Source organism: Sphingosinicella sp. CPCC 101087, assembly GCF_004151485.1.
In the GTDB taxonomy this organism is placed as follows: Bacteria; Pseudomonadota; Alphaproteobacteria; order Sphingomonadales; family Sphingomonadaceae; genus Allosphingosinicella.
On record NZ_SBFF01000003.1, the window covers coordinates 187,871 to 202,997 of the forward strand.

Consider the following 15,127-nt stretch of genomic DNA (forward strand, 5'->3'; position numbering starts at 1 on the left):
TCTGGCGGTTACGGTCCCGAATGCGCCGTTCGGCGAGGGATGGATCATGGCGGACGCTAGCGGAGCATTGGTGGACTGGGTCGAGTTTGGTCGAATGCGGACCGAGCTCGGCGCCGATTTCATCAGGATATTGGGCTATTTCCGTGAAGATGGCGGAAAGTCCGTCGACCGGATCGAGCAGGCGATGCAGCGCCGTGATGCCGCCGGGCTCGTCACTCCGGCTCATACGATGAAGACCGAAGCGCGCCAGTTCGGCGCCTATCCGCTCGGCGACCTGGCCGAGGAGATAGAGGATGCCGGTCGCCGGGCGCTCGAATCCCGGCTTTTCCCGGACCAGATACTGCCCCAGGTGGCGGCGCTCCGGCCGCTTTACGAGCGTACGATGGCGCTCTTCCAGCAGGAGACCAACCCGCTCGTCGCGCGCGGTCACGGCACGGGACGTGGCCCTGGCAATCAGGAGTTCGGCCGCCTCTGAAGCGGATGCCTATGGCAGGCGGTTTTCAACCCGCAGCGGGCGTCCGACGCATGGGCTGGGGCTGCCAGCGCGCGAGCGAGCGCCAGAGCCACTCGAACGGTCCGTAGCGATAGCGTTCGAGCCAGGGCTTCGACCAGATCAGCATCAGCGCCCACGTGGCGAAGACGACCAGCCACAGCTCGGCACGGCCCGTCGTTCCGTAGAGCCCGAGGCCGTGACCATAGAAGAGGCTGGTCATCAGGATGCTGCTTCCGAGATAGTTGGTGAAGGCGGCGCGCCCCGCCGCCGCAATCCGGTCGACCAGCGCGCCGCCCCCGCGGGTAAGGAGGATGATGGAAGCGGCGTAGGCGACGACCATCACGGGCCGGAACGGAGTCGTGGCGGCCATCCCGATGAGGAATAGTGCCGGCACCGAAAAGCCGTTGCGCGTCAGCAGCCAGGCCAGTGCGCAATAGGCCGGGATGCTGGTCGCGAGGCCGACCAGGACCACCCGGCGGTAGCGCCCGACGCTCCACTCTCCCTTGAAGAAGCCGGACTTCAGCGCGGCCATGCCGAGCAGCATGTAGCCCAAAGTCTCCCAGCCGAAGAAAAGGACGGCCGAGAACGGCTCGAACGTGCGCTCGAACAGTCGGTTCTCGACCAGCCCGGACCAGGCGCCCCGGAACGCCGCCAGCTTTTCAGCCAAAGGTTGGCCGGTGAGGATTCCGAACTGAGATTCCAGCGACTGCCACTGGCGCACCGTCTCCGGATCCGGGTTTGCCGATGCGGCCGCCTGCGCGAGGGCGGCGATGCTGATCCCCATACCGAGGAACATCAGGAATTGCCCGATGATGAGGGCGACACCCCAGGCGACCAGCGCCCGGGTGGCCAGGCGCCGGAAGAGAAACAGCACCAGCCCGATCAACGCATAGGTGGTGAGAATGTCGCCCCACCAGATGAAGTAGAAATGAAGGAGCCCGAACAAGAGCAGCCAGAGCATTCGCGGGAAATGCGCCGATGCGCCGGAGCGGCCGGCCGCCTCCGCACGCTCGATGACCAGTAGCGTGCTCGCGCCGAACAGGAAGGAGAAGAGTCCGCGCATCTTTCCGTCGACGAAGACGAAGCTGACGACCCACGACCAGTAATCGGCCGCGCTTTCCATCCCGAAGGCGAGCGGATTCATATAAGCCTGGAAGGGCATGGCGAAGGCAATGATGTTCATCGCCAGGATGCCCATAACGGCGATCCCGCGGACGATGTCGAGGGTGGCGATGCGCGGTCCGGCTTCGGTGGTCGCGGTCATCCCGGCTCTCCGCTTGCCGCTCGGCTCACAGCCAGCTCGATATCCGATCCAGCGGCTTCTTCAACAGCGCGTGTTCGGGGACGCTGGCGTCGGCGGCCGCCTTGCCGGTCACGATCACCATGACCGGCTTCTCGTTTGCAGGCCGGCCGCACAACCGGTTCAGGAAACGCATCGGATTGGGCGTATGCGTCAGCGTGGCAAGGCCGGCGGCGTGCAGGGCAAGCAGCAGGAACCCGCAGGCGATGCCGACGGATTCCGTCACGTAATAATTCTGCTTGTGTTCGCCCGGTGCGATTCCGCTTTTGCGCTGGCCGAAGACCACGATGTGCCAGGGCGCGATTTCGAGATAGGGCTTGTCGGCGTCGGTTCCGAGTGGCGCCAGCGCCTCCAGCCACTCGCTTCCGGCCTTGCCCGAATAGAAAGCGCGTTCCTCCTGTTCGGCTGCTTCGCGGAGCCGTCGTTTGAGCTCGGGGGTCGAAACCACCGCGAAGTGCCACGGCTGATGGTTGGCGCCGCTCGGCGCTGACCCGGCGGCGAGGATCGCCTGCTCGATCACTTCCCGCGGGACGGGCGAGTCGGAGAAGAAGCGGCAGGTTCGGCGCGTTCGGATCGAGTCGTAAAAGGCGCGAGCCCGCTCGATCATCTCGCCGGGCGGAAAATCGGGGAGGCCCGCCCAGGGAATGGGTCGGTAAGGCTCGGGATCGCTCGGCATCCGCCTCGTGATGCTCGAATTCGGCCGCGTGGGGAAGACCCGAGGCGCGCGGCCGATCCCGTGGCGCTCAGTCCTGTGCCGGCTTCGACTGAAGCTGGATGTAGTTCTGCAGTCCCATCTGCTCGATCATGTCGAACTGCTTCTCGAGCACGTCGATATGTTCTTCCTCGTTCTGGAGGATGTCGGCGAACAGCTCGCGGCTGACATAATCGCGTACCGCTTCGGCATGGGCGATCGCCTCCTTGAGCTGGGTCACCGCTTCGCGCTCGAGTTCCAGGTCGGCCCGGAGGATCTCCTCCACGTTCTCGCCGACGCGAAGGCGGCCGAGCATCTGGAAGTTGGGCAGGCCTTCGAGAAACAGGATACGTTCGGCCAACCGGTCGGCATGCTTCATCTCATCGATCGATTCGTGCCGTTCGAACTCGGCGAGCTTGTGGACGCCCCAATTGTCGAGCATCCGATAGTGCAGCCAATATTGGTTGACCGCCGTCAGCTCGTTCTTGAGCGTGTCGTTGAGATGCTGAATGACCTGATCGTCGCCCTTCATTGCGGGTCTCCTTTTCTGGCCGCGTTCATAACGCGCGGACGACGAAAAGGCACCGAAAAAATGGCGGAAATCTGCGAAAAACTCGCGCTCTTGCTAGGCAGTCGCACGTTCCGCGGCGATCAGCTCGCGCGCGAATGAGAAGCATTGTCCGCACCGCGGCTTGCGGCCGTAAAGCCGATAGGCGCTGGTCGGGCAGGACGCCCCTTCCCGCGCCGCTTGGCGCAGCTCGGTTTCGCGAATCGCGTTACAGACGCAGACGATCATGAGGATCGGAAGTATCGATAATGCGAATAGGTCGCAATAGGAATCTTATCGCTGTCAGCGCGGGTTGCCTCGAATCACTGCGGAGCCGAACCAGGTCGACCGATTCGCGACGGGCCCGGGACGGTCAGGCGACCGCCGGTTCGTTCTGCATGAGGCCGGGGAAGAAGCTTTCGTGGGCTCGGCGGAGCTCGGCGAGAGGAATCGCGCATCTTTTCCGATGCTCGATGGCAATCCCGTCCCCGCCGGTCGATCCGATGAGCGCAGCGAACACGCCGTGGGATTGAGCAAGCGCAAGCACTGCGGGCGCATCTCGCGCCGTGACGACGTAGCGGCCCTGATCCTCGCCGAACAGGAACGGCGCCAGTGGCGCCTCGGCAGGAACGCTGATTTCGGCGCCGATGTCTCCCGCGAGCGCCATTTCGGCCAGCGCGACCGCGGCCCCGCCATCCGAACAGTCGTGGACCGCCGTGATGTCGCCGCCCTCGATCAGCGCCCGGATAAGGTTTCCCGCGGCACGCTCGGCAGCGAGGTCGACAGGCGGGGGCGGCCCTTCCTCTCGGCCATGGCATTCCCGAAGCCATAGCGACTGGCCCAGATGGCCTCGGGTATGGCCGATCAGCAGAATAGCCTCCCCCTCGCTCTTGAACCCGATCGTCGCAGATTTCTCCCAATCGTCAATCAGGCCGACGCCGCCGATCGCCGGCGTCGGCAGAATGGCGCTGCCGCTGCCGTCCTCATTCTTGGTTTCGTTGTAGAGCGAGACGTTGCCCGACACGATCGGGAAGTCGAGCGTGCGGCACGCTTCGGCCATCCCTTCGATGCACCCGACGAACTGGCCCATGATTTCGGGCCGTTGCGGGTTGCCGAAATTCATGCAGTCGGTCGCGGCGAGCGGCCGGGCGCCGACGGCGCACAGGTTGCGCCATGCCTCGGCGATCGCCTGCTTGCCGCCTTCATGCGGGTCGGCGCGGCAATAACGCGGCGTGCAGTCCGTTGTAATGGCGAGGGCCTTGCGCGTGCCGTGAACGCGCACGACGGCTGCATCGCCTCCCGGCCGCTGGATCGTGTCGGCGCCGACTTTCTGGTCATATTGCTCCCAGATCCAGCGGCGGCTCGCAAGATCGGGGGAACCCATCAGCCTGAGGAGGTCGGCTGCGACGTCAGCGGCCTCCGGTATGTCGGTCAGCGGAGCCGGAGGGTCGGTCCGAACCCAGGGCCGCTCGTAGCAGGGCGCGTCGTCGCCGAGCGGGCCGAGCGGGATGTCGGCCGCCGTCTCGCCGTTCCATTTCAGCACCAGATGGCCGGTGTCGGTCACCTTGCCGATCACCGCGAAATCCAGCTCCCATTTGCGGAAGATCGCCTCGGCCTCTGCCTCCCGGCCCGGCTTCAGCACCATCAGCATGCGCTCCTGGCTCTCCGACAGCATCATCTCGTAGGGGGTCATGCCCTCCTCGCGGCAAGGGACCGCATTCATGTCGAGCTCGACGCCGACGCCGCCCTTCGACGCCATCTCGACCGAGGAGGAAGTGAGCCCGGCCGCGCCCATGTCCTGAATGGCGACGATGGCATCCGAAGCCATGAGTTCGAGGCAGGCCTCGATCAGCAGCTTTTCGGTGAACGGATCGCCGACTTGGACGGTGGGGCGCTTCTCCTCCGAATCCTCGGAGAAATCGGCCGACGCCATCGTCGCGCCGTGGATGCCGTCGCGGCCGGTCTTGGAGCCGACATAGACGACCGGATTCCCGACGCCAGCGGCCGCCGAATAGAAAATTCGGTCGGTGGCGGCGATGCCCACGGTCATCGCGTTGACGAGGATGTTGCCGTCATAAGCCGGGTGGAAATTCACTTCGCCGCCGACCGTGGGCACGCCGACGCAATTGCCGTAGCCGCCGATTCCGGACACGACCCCGGCGATCAGGTGGCGCATCTTGGGATGATCCGGCCTGCCGAACCGGAGCGCATTGAGGTTCGCGACCGGGCGCGCGCCCATCGTGAAGACGTCCCGCAATATGCCCCCGACGCCGGTCGCGGCGCCCTGATAAGGCTCGATGTAGGAGGGGTGGTTGTGGCTCTCCATCTTGAAGATGGCGGCCAGTCCGTCGCCGATGTCGACGACTCCGGCATTTTCGCCGGGACCCTGGATCACCCAGGGAGCCTTGGTCGGCAGCTTTCTCAGATGCACCCGCGAGCTCTTGTAGGAGCAATGCTCGGACCACATCACGGAGAAGATCCCGAGCTCGGTCAGGTTCGGCTCGCGTCCCAGGGCGTGGAGGACGCGCTGATATTCCTCCTCGGTGAAGCCATGGTCGGCGATGGTGGCGGAGTCGATATGATCGGGGGTGATGCTTTCGGACATGGGCCGCGCCTGTAAGGCATCGATTCCGCTTTGTCGAAGGGCGTCGTCAGGTGCGGGCATGATCACCTTGCGTTCTCATGCGAGGGACACGAGACGGGCGATCGGCGCGGTTCCGCAGAGCTGTCACGACATTACCACCTATATGACGGCCGCCGCCGCCGAGGGTGATTCGCTCCATCGCCCTCGCCGAAATCGGGCCGGCGACAGCCACGTCATGTTATCCGACGAATATCCGAGATCGGCGGGCTCTGCCCGGAGGTCCGTTGCGCCGCGAGCTTCAGCCTTGATGGTTTTGCGAGGATGGCGCTCCGCCTTCGGCCGTCGTCGGACGCTGCCCAGTCATTTCGAGGACGTAGCGTTCGAGCAAATGGAGCGCCGTAGGGCGGCCCATGCGCGTTCCGCCTGAACCGGAAATGGAAGGGGCCGATCCGTCGTTACGGACCGGCCCCGGGAAACTGGTAGCGGCTGACGATCAGCTGCGGCAGGATTGGGTGCCCTTGCCCGGAGCCGTATATTCGATCTCGTCGGCATTGGCGCTGACCGAATATCCCTCGGCGGTGTAAGGCGGATTGCCGCCTTCGGCGTTTAACGTCGCCACTGGCGGCTGTCCGCGCTCGGTGCGCACCGCGGCCGTGTCGTTCGTGTAGAAGTCGATGTAAACCAGGCTGTTGTCGCGGCAGCGGTAGGTCCGGCTGTCCGAAATCATCGGCGGAGCCTCGACCGGCCCGGCATTCTTCAATGCCTCGGCCATCGGGTCGAACTCGTTTATGGTGACGACCTCAGGCTCGGTGCTGCAGGCCGCAAGTGCGATGGACGCCGCGCTGATCGCCACGGCGAGGAAATGGGTCTTCTGCATGGGCGCCCCCTTCGCGAGTGCAGCATCCCTCGTCAAGGGATAGTTTGTGGCAAATTGTCGCAGTCCGGACCAGTCATTTCGACGAGCGGCGGCTCGGGTTCGACAAAGGCCGACGCCATGCTTACACTGGTCCGGAGTCGATGACAGGAGGAGCGATCGCCGGCATGGAGAGGGTACGGATCGGATTGACCGGCCTCGCCTTCGTCTTTCTCGCCGTGCTCCTTGCGATGGTGTTCATCCGCCAGGAGGCGGGCGAGGAGCCGATCACCCCCAACCTCCTCGAGCAGCAGCGGTCCGGGCAGCCGGCCACGCCGGAGCCCGAAGCGGAGACAGCGGCCCCGGCCGAGCCGCTCGCGGAACTTGGCGTGGCACCGGGCAAGGCCGACGCCAATGCGGCCGAAGCGACACCCGAAGCGCCGGTCGTCGAGGAACAGTGATCGCCTTCTAGCGCGGCCGTCGCGCCTGTTTCGCATCGCAGCAATATTCGGGGACTAGCGGGTCGGCGGGCCAACCGGCCTGCGCCGGCCGTGGCCTGCTGCCTCGTGGCCGCGCTCCCTGCTGCCGGCCGACCCAACCACAGGCGATCCCGAAAGCCCCGTTCCGGCGCAACGCCGCGCCGCAGGCGAATCACGGAAGCCGCGTTCGATGACGATAGCGGGTTGCGGCTCTCGTTGGCGGTCGCATCAGGGCGTCGCCGCATATTCACCGACTTATCCACAGCTCAGAAAAGAGAACAAGCAAGCAACTGGTTCAAGAACAAACCACGAATAGGGGGCCTCTTCCCGCTCTTGCGGCATCAAATCCCATAAAAAGGCATGGAAAACCCTTCCAATCCCGCACCCATTGGGTTATCCACCAACGGGTAATTAGGGGCATTTCCTGTTCAGCCGCGGCGACGACGCGGACGCGCTGAGACGCGCGCCCGGGAACGGGGAGGGCCTGTGTGTAGGCAGGGGCCTGGCGTTCGGTGGAACTTGAGCATCTCTTCAATGGAAGCGCGCTCAACGCGGTCGACGCCAAGGGGCGTCTGTCCGTCCCGGCCTTCATTCGCTCGGTGATCGAGCGCCGTTCCGACGCCAAGGCGATCATCATCGGTGCGCACGAGGTCGACCCCTGCCTCACCGCCTACGATCGCAACTACGCCCGCAATCTCTACGTCGAGAACGAGCGTCGCCGCCTCAACGAGGAGGCGGCCGACCCTCAGGCGCATTTCGCCCGCGCCCGCCGGACCTTCGGCATCACCGAGGAGGTCCCTTACGACAGCAGTGGACGCATCATCCTGCCCCCGATGATGCGTCGCAAGGGACAGATCGAGGATCTCGCTCTGTTCGTCGGCGTCGGCGGCACGTTCGAAATCTGGAATCCGCGGCTCGCGCTGGAGAGTCAGGATGCCGACCTGCGCGAGCTCGCCGCTTATCGTCTCGAGGAGAGGGGGGTCGCAGCATGACCACGACCGCCGCTCCTCGCCATCTTCCCGTCCTGCTCGACGAAGTCGTCGCCGCTCTCGCCGTTGCACCCGGTGAAACGCATGTCGACGGCACGTTCGGCGCCGGCGGATACACCAAGGCCATTCTCGATAGGGGGGCAGCCCGCGTCCTTGCCTTTGATCGCGATCCCGAGGCGATCCAGTGGGGCAAGGCACTGGCTGCCTCGAGCGGGGAGCGCCTGACGCTTGTACCGGAGCGTTTCTCCCGGATGCGTCAGGCGCTTGCCGCCCGCGGTGTCGAATCGGTCGATGGCGTCACCTTGGATATAGGCGTCTCGTCGATGCAGCTGGACGAGGCCGATCGCGGTTTTTCTTTCCAGACCGACGCGCCGCTCGACATGCGCATGTCCCGCGCTGGCGAGAGCGCAGCCGATTTCCTCAATCGCGCCGACGAGGCGGAGATTGCCGACATCATCTTCCGCTATGGGGACGAGCCGAAGTCGCGCCGCATCGCGCGCGCCATCGTGGTCGGGCGTCCGATCGAAACGACCGGACAGCTTGCCACGATCGTCCGGCGCGCCGTGGGCTATCGGCCCGGCGCAAAGAAGGACCCGGCGACCCGGACCTTTCAGGCGATACGGATTCACATCAACCAGGAGCTTGACGAGCTCGAGGGCGGGCTGGCGGCCGCCGAACAGGTGCTTGCACCCGGCGGCCGCCTAGCCGTCGTCACCTTCCACAGCCTCGAGGATAGAATCGTCAAGCGCTTCCTGAAGGAGCGCAGCGGTGCCCTGCCGTCGCGCTCGCGCCACCTGCCGGCCGCTACGGAGAGCGGTCCGGCACCGACCTTCGAGGCGGTCGCCAAGCCGGTGCGTGTCGGCGAGGACGAGCTCGCCCGCAACCCGCGCGCTCGATCGGCCACCTTGCGCGCGGCGCGCCGCACGTCGGCCCCGGCCTGGTACAGCTTTGAGAGAGGATCGGCGATATGATCGTCAGGGGATTCAGACCCGTCGCCTGGGTGGCGGCCGTCGGGGCCGCGGCGCTCGGCTGCTACATGCTGTCGCTGCAGGTTGCGGCCGAGCGCGCCGAGCTGGCCAGCCTCGAGCGGGAGATCGTCGAGACTCGCCAGGACATTCGTTCGCTCCAGACCGAGCTCGGCACCCGTGCGCGCCTGCAGCAGCTCGAACATTGGAATGCGGAAGTGCTGGCCCTCTCCGCTCCCGTCGCCGGTCAGTTCCTCGAAAGCAATGTCAGCCTCGCCCGCTTCGACGTGCGCCAGCGCACCTTCGGCGATGAGCAGGTGCGCCTGGCGGCGGCCGAATCCGCTCCGGCGGCTCCGGCTCCGGTCGGCCAGGCTCCGGTGCGCCTTGCCTCTGCCGAGGTTCATTCCGCCCCGGCCGTGGCCGCCGCCGGTCCGGTCCATCGGCCCCTCGTGCGGCGTGCCAGCCTGACCATCCTCCCTGTTGCCGACGAAGCTCCGACGGCGAGGTCGACGCCCGCGTCCGCGACTTCCGCTCCGCCGCGGCGATCCGCATTGCTCGACGAATCGACCCTTCGTGACCTGGGTGCCCAGTCCCGTTCCGAGCGGGGAGGGGGCACCCGCAACTGATGGCCACGCTTGCCGCTCATGCCGGCCGCTCCATTCCCCATGGCGAAGAGGATCAGCACGGACTTGCGCTGACCCACCACCGGCTGATGCTGGTGCTGCTCCTGTTCGCCGGCGTGACGGCGCTTGTCGTGCTGCGCCTCATCTTCCTGCAGGCGTTCACCGATCGTACCGGGTCCGCCGAGCTCGGCAACCCGCTGATCCCGCCGCGCGCCGACATCGTGGACCGCAACGGGATCCCGCTCGCGCGGACGATCGATGCCTGGTCGATCGGGGTGCATCCCCGCCGGGTCATCGGCGATCGGGACGAGCTTGCGCGTCGGCTCCACGATCTGATCCCCGAACGCAGCGTTGCCGAGTACCGGCGGATGCTCGGTGCCGAAAGCAACTATCTCTATCTGGCCCGTCGCGCCGTTCCCGAGCTGGTCGCGGCGGTCAATGCGCTCGGAGAACCCGCGGTCGTGTTCAACCGCGAGCCCGAACGGCTCTACCCCCAGGCCGCAATGGCGGGCCATGTCCTCGGTTGGACCGATTTCGACGGCCGCGGCGTCGCCGGCATGGAGCGGGTGCTCGAGGAGCGGCTGACCGATCCCGGGCTACGCGGCAGCCCCGTCGCGCTGGCGATCGACAGCCGCGTGCAGGCGACGATGGAGAGCGAGCTCGCATCCGCGGTCGCCGTCCAGAATGCCGAGGGCGGGACGGGCATCGTGCTCGACGTGCGCACCGGCGAGGTCATCGCCATGGCTTCCGCGCCGACCTTCGATCCGAACGCCGCCGGCCGATCCGATCCGAGCGCTCTCTACAACCGGGCGACGATGGGCGTCTACGAGCTGGGCTCGGTGTTCAAGCCGATCACCGTCGCTGCGGCGATGGAAGCGGGCGTTATCGACTCGATGGCGCGCAAATGGGACGCGTCGGCCCCGCTCGCCATCGGTCGGTTCCGGATCAGCGATTATCGCGGTCAGAACCGGGCACTCACCGTGCCGGAGATACTCGTCCATTCGTCCAATATCGCCACGGCTCGCGTTGCCGATGCCATGGGACCGGAGAGGATGCAGGCCGCGTTTCGCGCGCTTGGCTTCCACGAGCCCGCTCATATTGAGCTTCACGAGCGTGGCGGAACCTTGTGGCCTCGGGACTGGGGCCGCGCCACCGTGCTGACCAGCGGCTTCGGGCATGGCATCGCGGTCACGCCGCTGCATCTGGCCAGCGCCTATGCCGCATTGGTGAATGGTGGCGTCTGGCGCCCGGCCACGTTGATGCGGATCAAGCCCGGGCAGACGCCGCGCGGGCGCCGGGTATTTTCGGAGGCGACCAGTCGCCGAATGCGGCAATTGTTGCGCCTCGTCGCGACCCACGGGAGCGGCCGCAACGCCAACGTTCCCGGCTTCAGGGTCGGCGGCAAGACGGGGACGGCCGAAAAGGTTTCGTCGAGCGGGGGCTATTCGCGTAGAGTGAACGTCTCCACCTTCGCAGCGGCTTTTCCGATGGACGATCCGCATTATGTGGTGCTGGTGATGATGGATGCACCAAAAGGCACTGCGCAGACCCACGGGTTCACCACCGCGGGCTGGACTGCGGCGCCGGTGGTCGGCAGCGTCATCGCCCGGGTCGGGCCGCTGCTCGGAATCATCCCCGACGAGAATCGCGACGTGGACAATTCGGAGCTGTTGCCGCTGCTTGCCAATGCGGGGCGCTGATGCGGCTCGGGACACTGACCGGCGGTGACGAAGACTCGCCCGTCACCGGCTTCGCCATAGATCATCGCAAGGTTGCTCCCGGAACGGTGTTCGGCGCCTTTCGCGGCGCCCGGTTCGATGGCGAGGATTTCATTCCTGCCGCGGTCTCGGCTGGCGCCATAGCGGTCGTCGCTCGGCCCGAGGCGAAGGTGGAAGGCGCGGTCCACATCGCCGACGCCGAGCCCCGCCGGGCATTCGCGCGCCTTGCGGCAGCCTTCTTCCGACCCTTTCCCGGGACCGTGGTCGCCGTCACCGGCACCAACGGCAAGACGTCCAATGTCGAGCTTTGTCGCCAGCTCTGGCGAATGGCCGGGCACCGCTCGGCCAGCATCGGCACACTCGGCGTCACGACGGCCGACGAACAAGTGACGACCGGACTTACCACGCCCGACATCGTCACCTTTCTGTCGAACATGGCCGGCCTGGCTCGCATGGGGATCAGCCATGCCGCGTTCGAGGCGTCGAGCCACGGACTGTCCCAATTTCGGACCGAGGGGTTGCCGGTGCACGCCGCCGCCTTCACCAATTTCAGCCGCGACCATCTCGATTATCATCAGACGATGGAGGCCTATTTCGAGGCCAAGATGCGCCTCTTCTCCGAAGTGGTCGAACCGGACGGGACCGCGGTGATCTGGGCGGACGATCCGAAGTCCGACGAGGTGATCCGCCGCTGCCGCGAGCGCGGGCTCGCGGTCATGACCGTCGGCGCCCGGGGCGAAAGCCTTCGCCTGGTATCGCGCGAAACCGGAGAGCTCGGTCAGAAGCTGGTCGTGGAGGCGGACGGGCGCGTCCACCAGGTCAGCCTCGCCCTGATCGGTGCCTATCAGGCTGCCAATGCGCTGACCGCCGCCGGCCTGGTGATCGCCACTGGAGCGGAAATTGGTCCGACGCTCGCCAATCTCGGACGGGTTCATCCGGTACGCGGGCGCCTCGAACGGGCCGTGATCACCCGCTCGGGGGCGCCGATCTATGTCGACTATGCGCATACGCCCGATGCCATCCAGTCAGCCATCGAGGCGCTGCGGCCGCACGCGCGCGGCCGCCTGATCACCGTGTTCGGCGCCGGCGGCGATCGCGACGTCGGCAAGCGTTCCGAAATGGGGGCTGTGGCGGCGCGGCTATCGGATCTGGTCATCGTCACCGACGACAATCCCCGCAGCGAGGATCCGGCTGCCATCCGGCGCGACGTGCTCGCCGGCGCGCCGGAGGCGATCGAGGTGCCGGGCCGGCGCGACGCGATCCGCGCGGCCGTGGAGAAGGCCGGTCCCGGCGATATCATCCTTCTCGCCGGCAAGGGTCACGAGCAAGGCCAGATCGTGGGAGAGACGGTGCTTCCGTTCGACGATGTCAGCGTCGCCCGGGAATGCGCGGCATGAGCGGCCTGTGGAGCTCGGCCGAGATCGCGACCGCGGTAGGCGGCGATGCGCACGGCACGTTCGAGGTGTCCGGGGTCACGTTCGATTCCCGCGAGGTCCAGCCTGGCGACCTGTTCATCGCGCTCAAGGGCGAGGCGACCGACGGCCACCGGTTCGTCGCGCAGGCGCTGGAGAAGGGCGCTGCCGGCCTGCTCGTCTCGCAACCCGTCGAAGGGCCGCATGTCCAGGTCGCCGAGACCGCTCGCGCGCTCGACGAACTCGGCCGGGCCTCGCGAGCCCGATCTTCGGCCCGGATCATCGGGGTCACCGGTTCGGTCGGCAAGACGAGTACCAAGGAGGCCCTCTACGCCGCCCTTGATCGGGCCGATCCGGGGCGCACCCACCGCTCGGTCAAGAGCTACAACAATCATACCGGCGTCCCCTTGAGCCTCGCGCGCATGCCGCGCGAGGCAAGCTACGGCATCTTCGAGATGGGGATGAACCATGCCGGAGAGCTTGCCGCGTTGACTCGGCTCGTTCGGCCGCATGTCGCGCTCGTGACCGCCATTGCCTCCGCGCACAGGGAGTTTTTCGAAAGCGAGGAAGCGATCGCGGACGCCAAGGGCGAGATCTTCGAAGGACTGGAGGGAGGCGGCACGGCCATTCTGCCCTTCGACAGCCCCCACCGCGACCGGCTCGCAGCGCTCGCCGGTCCGCATGCGGCGCGGATGGTCACCTTCGGTCTGGGAGAGGGCGCCGACGTCCGCGCTGCCTATCTGGTTCGCGCGCCCAGAGGCGGCACGATGGTGACCGCGACCCTTCCCGATGCGCAGCTCAGCTTCACCGTCGGCCAGCCGGGCGAGCATATGGTATCGAATGCGCTGGCGGTGCTGGCGGCCGTCTGGGCTGTCGGCGGCGATCTTGCGGCGGCCGGGCTGGCGCTTGCCGACCTAGCCGCCATTCCCGGTCGCGGCGAGAGGCGGATGGTATCGGTCGGGGGCGGCGAGGCGCTTCTGATCGACGAGAGCTACAATGCCAATCCCGCCTCGATGGTGGCGACCTTGAAGGTGCTTGGCGAGGAGCCGGTTGCCGGTCGGCGCATCGTCGTGCTCGGATCGATGCGCGAGCTTGGGCCCGACAGCGACGCTTTTCATGCCGCACTCGCCGAACCGATCGCCGAGGCCGGGGTGGACTATGCGATCCTGGTGGGCGAGGAGATGGAGGCGCTGGCGAAAGCGCTTGGCCGCCGCACGGATTTGGCGCATGTGCCCGACGCGGCCGCCGCGACCGGCCTCGCGCGCGAGGCGATCGGGCCCGGCGACGCGATGCTCGTCAAGGGATCGAACTCCATCGGATTAGCCGCCCTCGTCGAGGCGCTGGCGGGCGGGAAGGGCTGATGTTTCTCTGGATTGCCGAACAATTGGGGTTCCCTGGGGTCCTGAACCTCTTCCGCTACATCACCTTCCGTGCCGGCGCGGCGACGGCGACCGCCTTGTTCATCGGGCTGATCATCGGGCCGCGATTCATCGGCTGGCTTCGCGTCCGCCAGGGCAAGGGCCAACCGATCCGGGAGGACGGGCCGCAATCGCACCTTGCGAAGCGCGGCACGCCGACGATGGGCGGGCTGATGATCCTCACGTCGCTCACCAGCGCGATGCTGCTGTGGATGGACTTCTCCAACCGCTATTTGTGGGCGTGCCTGTTCATCACCGTCGGCTTCGGCGTGATCGGCTTCCTCGACGACTATGACAAGGTCAAGAAGCGCCATCATGCAGGCGTCTCGGGCCGCATCCGGCTGCTCGCGGAGTTCATCGTCGCGGGCATCGGCGTCTGGATCATCAGCTGGGGCGCGGGGACAGAGCTCTACATCCCCTTCTACAACGGTCCGGTGATCGATCTCGGTCCATTCTACATCCTCTTTGCGGCCTTCGTCGTCGTCGCCTTCGGCAATGCCGTGAATCTGACCGACGGCTTGGACGGTCTCGCGACGATGCCCGTGATCATCGCAAGCCTCGCCTTCCTCGTCTTCTCCTACGTCGTCGGAAATGCGATCTTCGCGGGCTATCTCGGCATCCCGCATGTGCTCGGGGTCGGCGACCTCACGGTGCTCTGCGCCGCGATCATCGGGGCGGGGCTCGCCTTTCTCTGGTTCAACGCGCCGCCGGCCGCGGTCTTCATGGGCGATACCGGCAGCCTTGCGCTCGGCGGCGCGCTCGGCGCGATCGCGGTGGCGACCCAGCATGAGATCGTCCTGGCGATCGTCGGCGGACTGTTCGTCGTCGAGGCGCTGTCGGTCGTCATCCAGGTGGCCGTCTACAAGAGGACCGGCAAAAGGGTCTTCAGGATGGCGCCGATCCATCATCATTTCGAGCAGCTTGGCTGGTCCGAGCCGACCGTGGTGATCCGCTTCTGGATCATCAGCTTCGTCCTGGCGCTGGCGGGCTTGTCGACGCTGAAGCTGCGGTGACGGCGATGCGGAACATAAGGCGGTCGCCGCGCCCGGGCGCAG

15 protein-coding genes are annotated in these 15,127 nt (G+C 66.5%); 9 read left to right on the forward strand and 6 right to left on the reverse strand.

Annotation, left to right across the window (positions count from 1 at the left end; genetic code table 11):
* The first annotated feature begins 46 nt into the window (after nucleotides 1–46).
* Entirely contained in the window at nucleotides 47–475 is a 429-nt protein-coding gene (locus EKM57_RS06150) for an Hpt domain-containing protein (protein ID WP_165357213.1), read from the forward strand.
* Nucleotides 476–500: 25 nt separating this feature from the next.
* Here EKM57_RS06150 and EKM57_RS06155 read toward each other — a convergent pair whose 3' ends face one another.
* The 6 genes from EKM57_RS06155 to EKM57_RS06180 form a co-directional block, all read right to left on the reverse strand.
* Nucleotides 501–1,757 (reverse strand): DUF418 domain-containing protein, encoded by a 1,257-nt coding sequence (locus EKM57_RS06155; protein ID WP_129791606.1) that lies wholly within the window; start codon nucleotides 1,755–1,757, stop codon nucleotides 501–503.
* Nucleotides 1,758–1,782: 25 nt separating this feature from the next.
* Entirely contained in the window at nucleotides 1,783–2,400 is a 618-nt protein-coding gene (locus tag EKM57_RS06160) for a nitroreductase family protein (RefSeq protein WP_129791812.1), read from the reverse strand.
* Between the two features lie 136 nt (nucleotides 2,401–2,536).
* Complete coding sequence (gene bfr / locus EKM57_RS06165) at nucleotides 2,537–3,016, reverse strand: bacterioferritin (RefSeq protein ID WP_129791607.1); 480 nt, start codon at nucleotides 3,014–3,016, stop codon at nucleotides 2,537–2,539.
* A gap of 93 nt (nucleotides 3,017–3,109) precedes the next feature.
* Nucleotides 3,110–3,280, reverse strand: coding sequence for a bacterioferritin-associated ferredoxin (locus EKM57_RS06170; RefSeq protein WP_129791608.1), 171 nt, complete (start codon nucleotides 3,278–3,280; stop codon nucleotides 3,110–3,112).
* Between the two features lie 124 nt (nucleotides 3,281–3,404).
* Nucleotides 3,405–5,636 (reverse strand): phosphoribosylformylglycinamidine synthase subunit PurL, encoded by a 2,232-nt coding sequence (purL, locus tag EKM57_RS06175; protein ID WP_129791609.1) that lies wholly within the window; start codon nucleotides 5,634–5,636, stop codon nucleotides 3,405–3,407.
* A gap of 472 nt (nucleotides 5,637–6,108) precedes the next feature.
* Nucleotides 6,109–6,492 (reverse strand): hypothetical protein, encoded by a 384-nt coding sequence (locus EKM57_RS06180; protein ID WP_129791610.1) that lies wholly within the window; start codon nucleotides 6,490–6,492, stop codon nucleotides 6,109–6,111.
* Nucleotides 6,493–6,632: 140 nt separating this feature from the next.
* Between EKM57_RS06180 and EKM57_RS06185 the strand changes: the two genes are divergently transcribed.
* The 8 genes from EKM57_RS06185 to mraY all read left to right on the forward strand — a co-directional run bounded on the left by EKM57_RS06185 (nucleotide 6,633) and on the right by mraY (nucleotide 15,085).
* Complete coding sequence (locus EKM57_RS06185) at nucleotides 6,633–6,929, forward strand: hypothetical protein (RefSeq protein ID WP_129791611.1); 297 nt, start codon at nucleotides 6,633–6,635, stop codon at nucleotides 6,927–6,929.
* Between the two features lie 530 nt (nucleotides 6,930–7,459).
* A complete protein-coding gene (locus tag EKM57_RS06190) occupies nucleotides 7,460–7,939 on the forward strand; it encodes a division/cell wall cluster transcriptional repressor MraZ (RefSeq protein WP_129791612.1) in 480 nt (159 codons plus the stop codon).
* Complete coding sequence (gene rsmH, locus EKM57_RS06195) at nucleotides 7,936–8,907, forward strand: 16S rRNA (cytosine(1402)-N(4))-methyltransferase RsmH (RefSeq protein ID WP_129791613.1); 972 nt, start codon at nucleotides 7,936–7,938, stop codon at nucleotides 8,905–8,907. The genes EKM57_RS06190 and rsmH overlap by 4 nt, the downstream gene beginning before the upstream one ends.
* Nucleotides 8,904–9,527 (forward strand): hypothetical protein, encoded by a 624-nt coding sequence (locus EKM57_RS06200; RefSeq protein WP_129791614.1) that lies wholly within the window; start codon nucleotides 8,904–8,906, stop codon nucleotides 9,525–9,527. The genes rsmH and EKM57_RS06200 overlap by 4 nt, the downstream gene beginning before the upstream one ends.
* Nucleotides 9,527–11,224 (forward strand): penicillin-binding protein 2, encoded by a 1,698-nt coding sequence (locus EKM57_RS06205; RefSeq protein WP_129791615.1) that lies wholly within the window; start codon nucleotides 9,527–9,529, stop codon nucleotides 11,222–11,224. The genes EKM57_RS06200 and EKM57_RS06205 overlap by 1 nt, the downstream gene beginning before the upstream one ends.
* The gene (locus EKM57_RS06210) at nucleotides 11,224–12,639 is read left to right on the forward strand and encodes a UDP-N-acetylmuramoyl-L-alanyl-D-glutamate--2,6-diaminopimelate ligase (RefSeq protein ID WP_129791616.1); all 1,416 of its coding nucleotides are present in this window, start codon (nucleotides 11,224–11,226) and stop codon (nucleotides 12,637–12,639) included. The genes EKM57_RS06205 and EKM57_RS06210 overlap by 1 nt, the downstream gene beginning before the upstream one ends.
* On the forward strand, nucleotides 12,636–14,015 hold the full coding sequence (gene murF, locus EKM57_RS06215) for a UDP-N-acetylmuramoyl-tripeptide--D-alanyl-D-alanine ligase (RefSeq protein ID WP_129791617.1): 1,380 nt from the start codon (nucleotides 12,636–12,638) through the stop codon (nucleotides 14,013–14,015). Before EKM57_RS06210 ends, murF begins: the two co-directional genes overlap by 4 nt.
* Nucleotides 14,015–15,085 (forward strand): phospho-N-acetylmuramoyl-pentapeptide-transferase, encoded by a 1,071-nt coding sequence (gene mraY, locus EKM57_RS06220; protein ID WP_129791618.1) that lies wholly within the window; start codon nucleotides 14,015–14,017, stop codon nucleotides 15,083–15,085. The genes murF and mraY overlap by 1 nt, the downstream gene beginning before the upstream one ends.
* The last annotated feature ends 42 nt before the right edge of the window (nucleotides 15,086–15,127 follow it).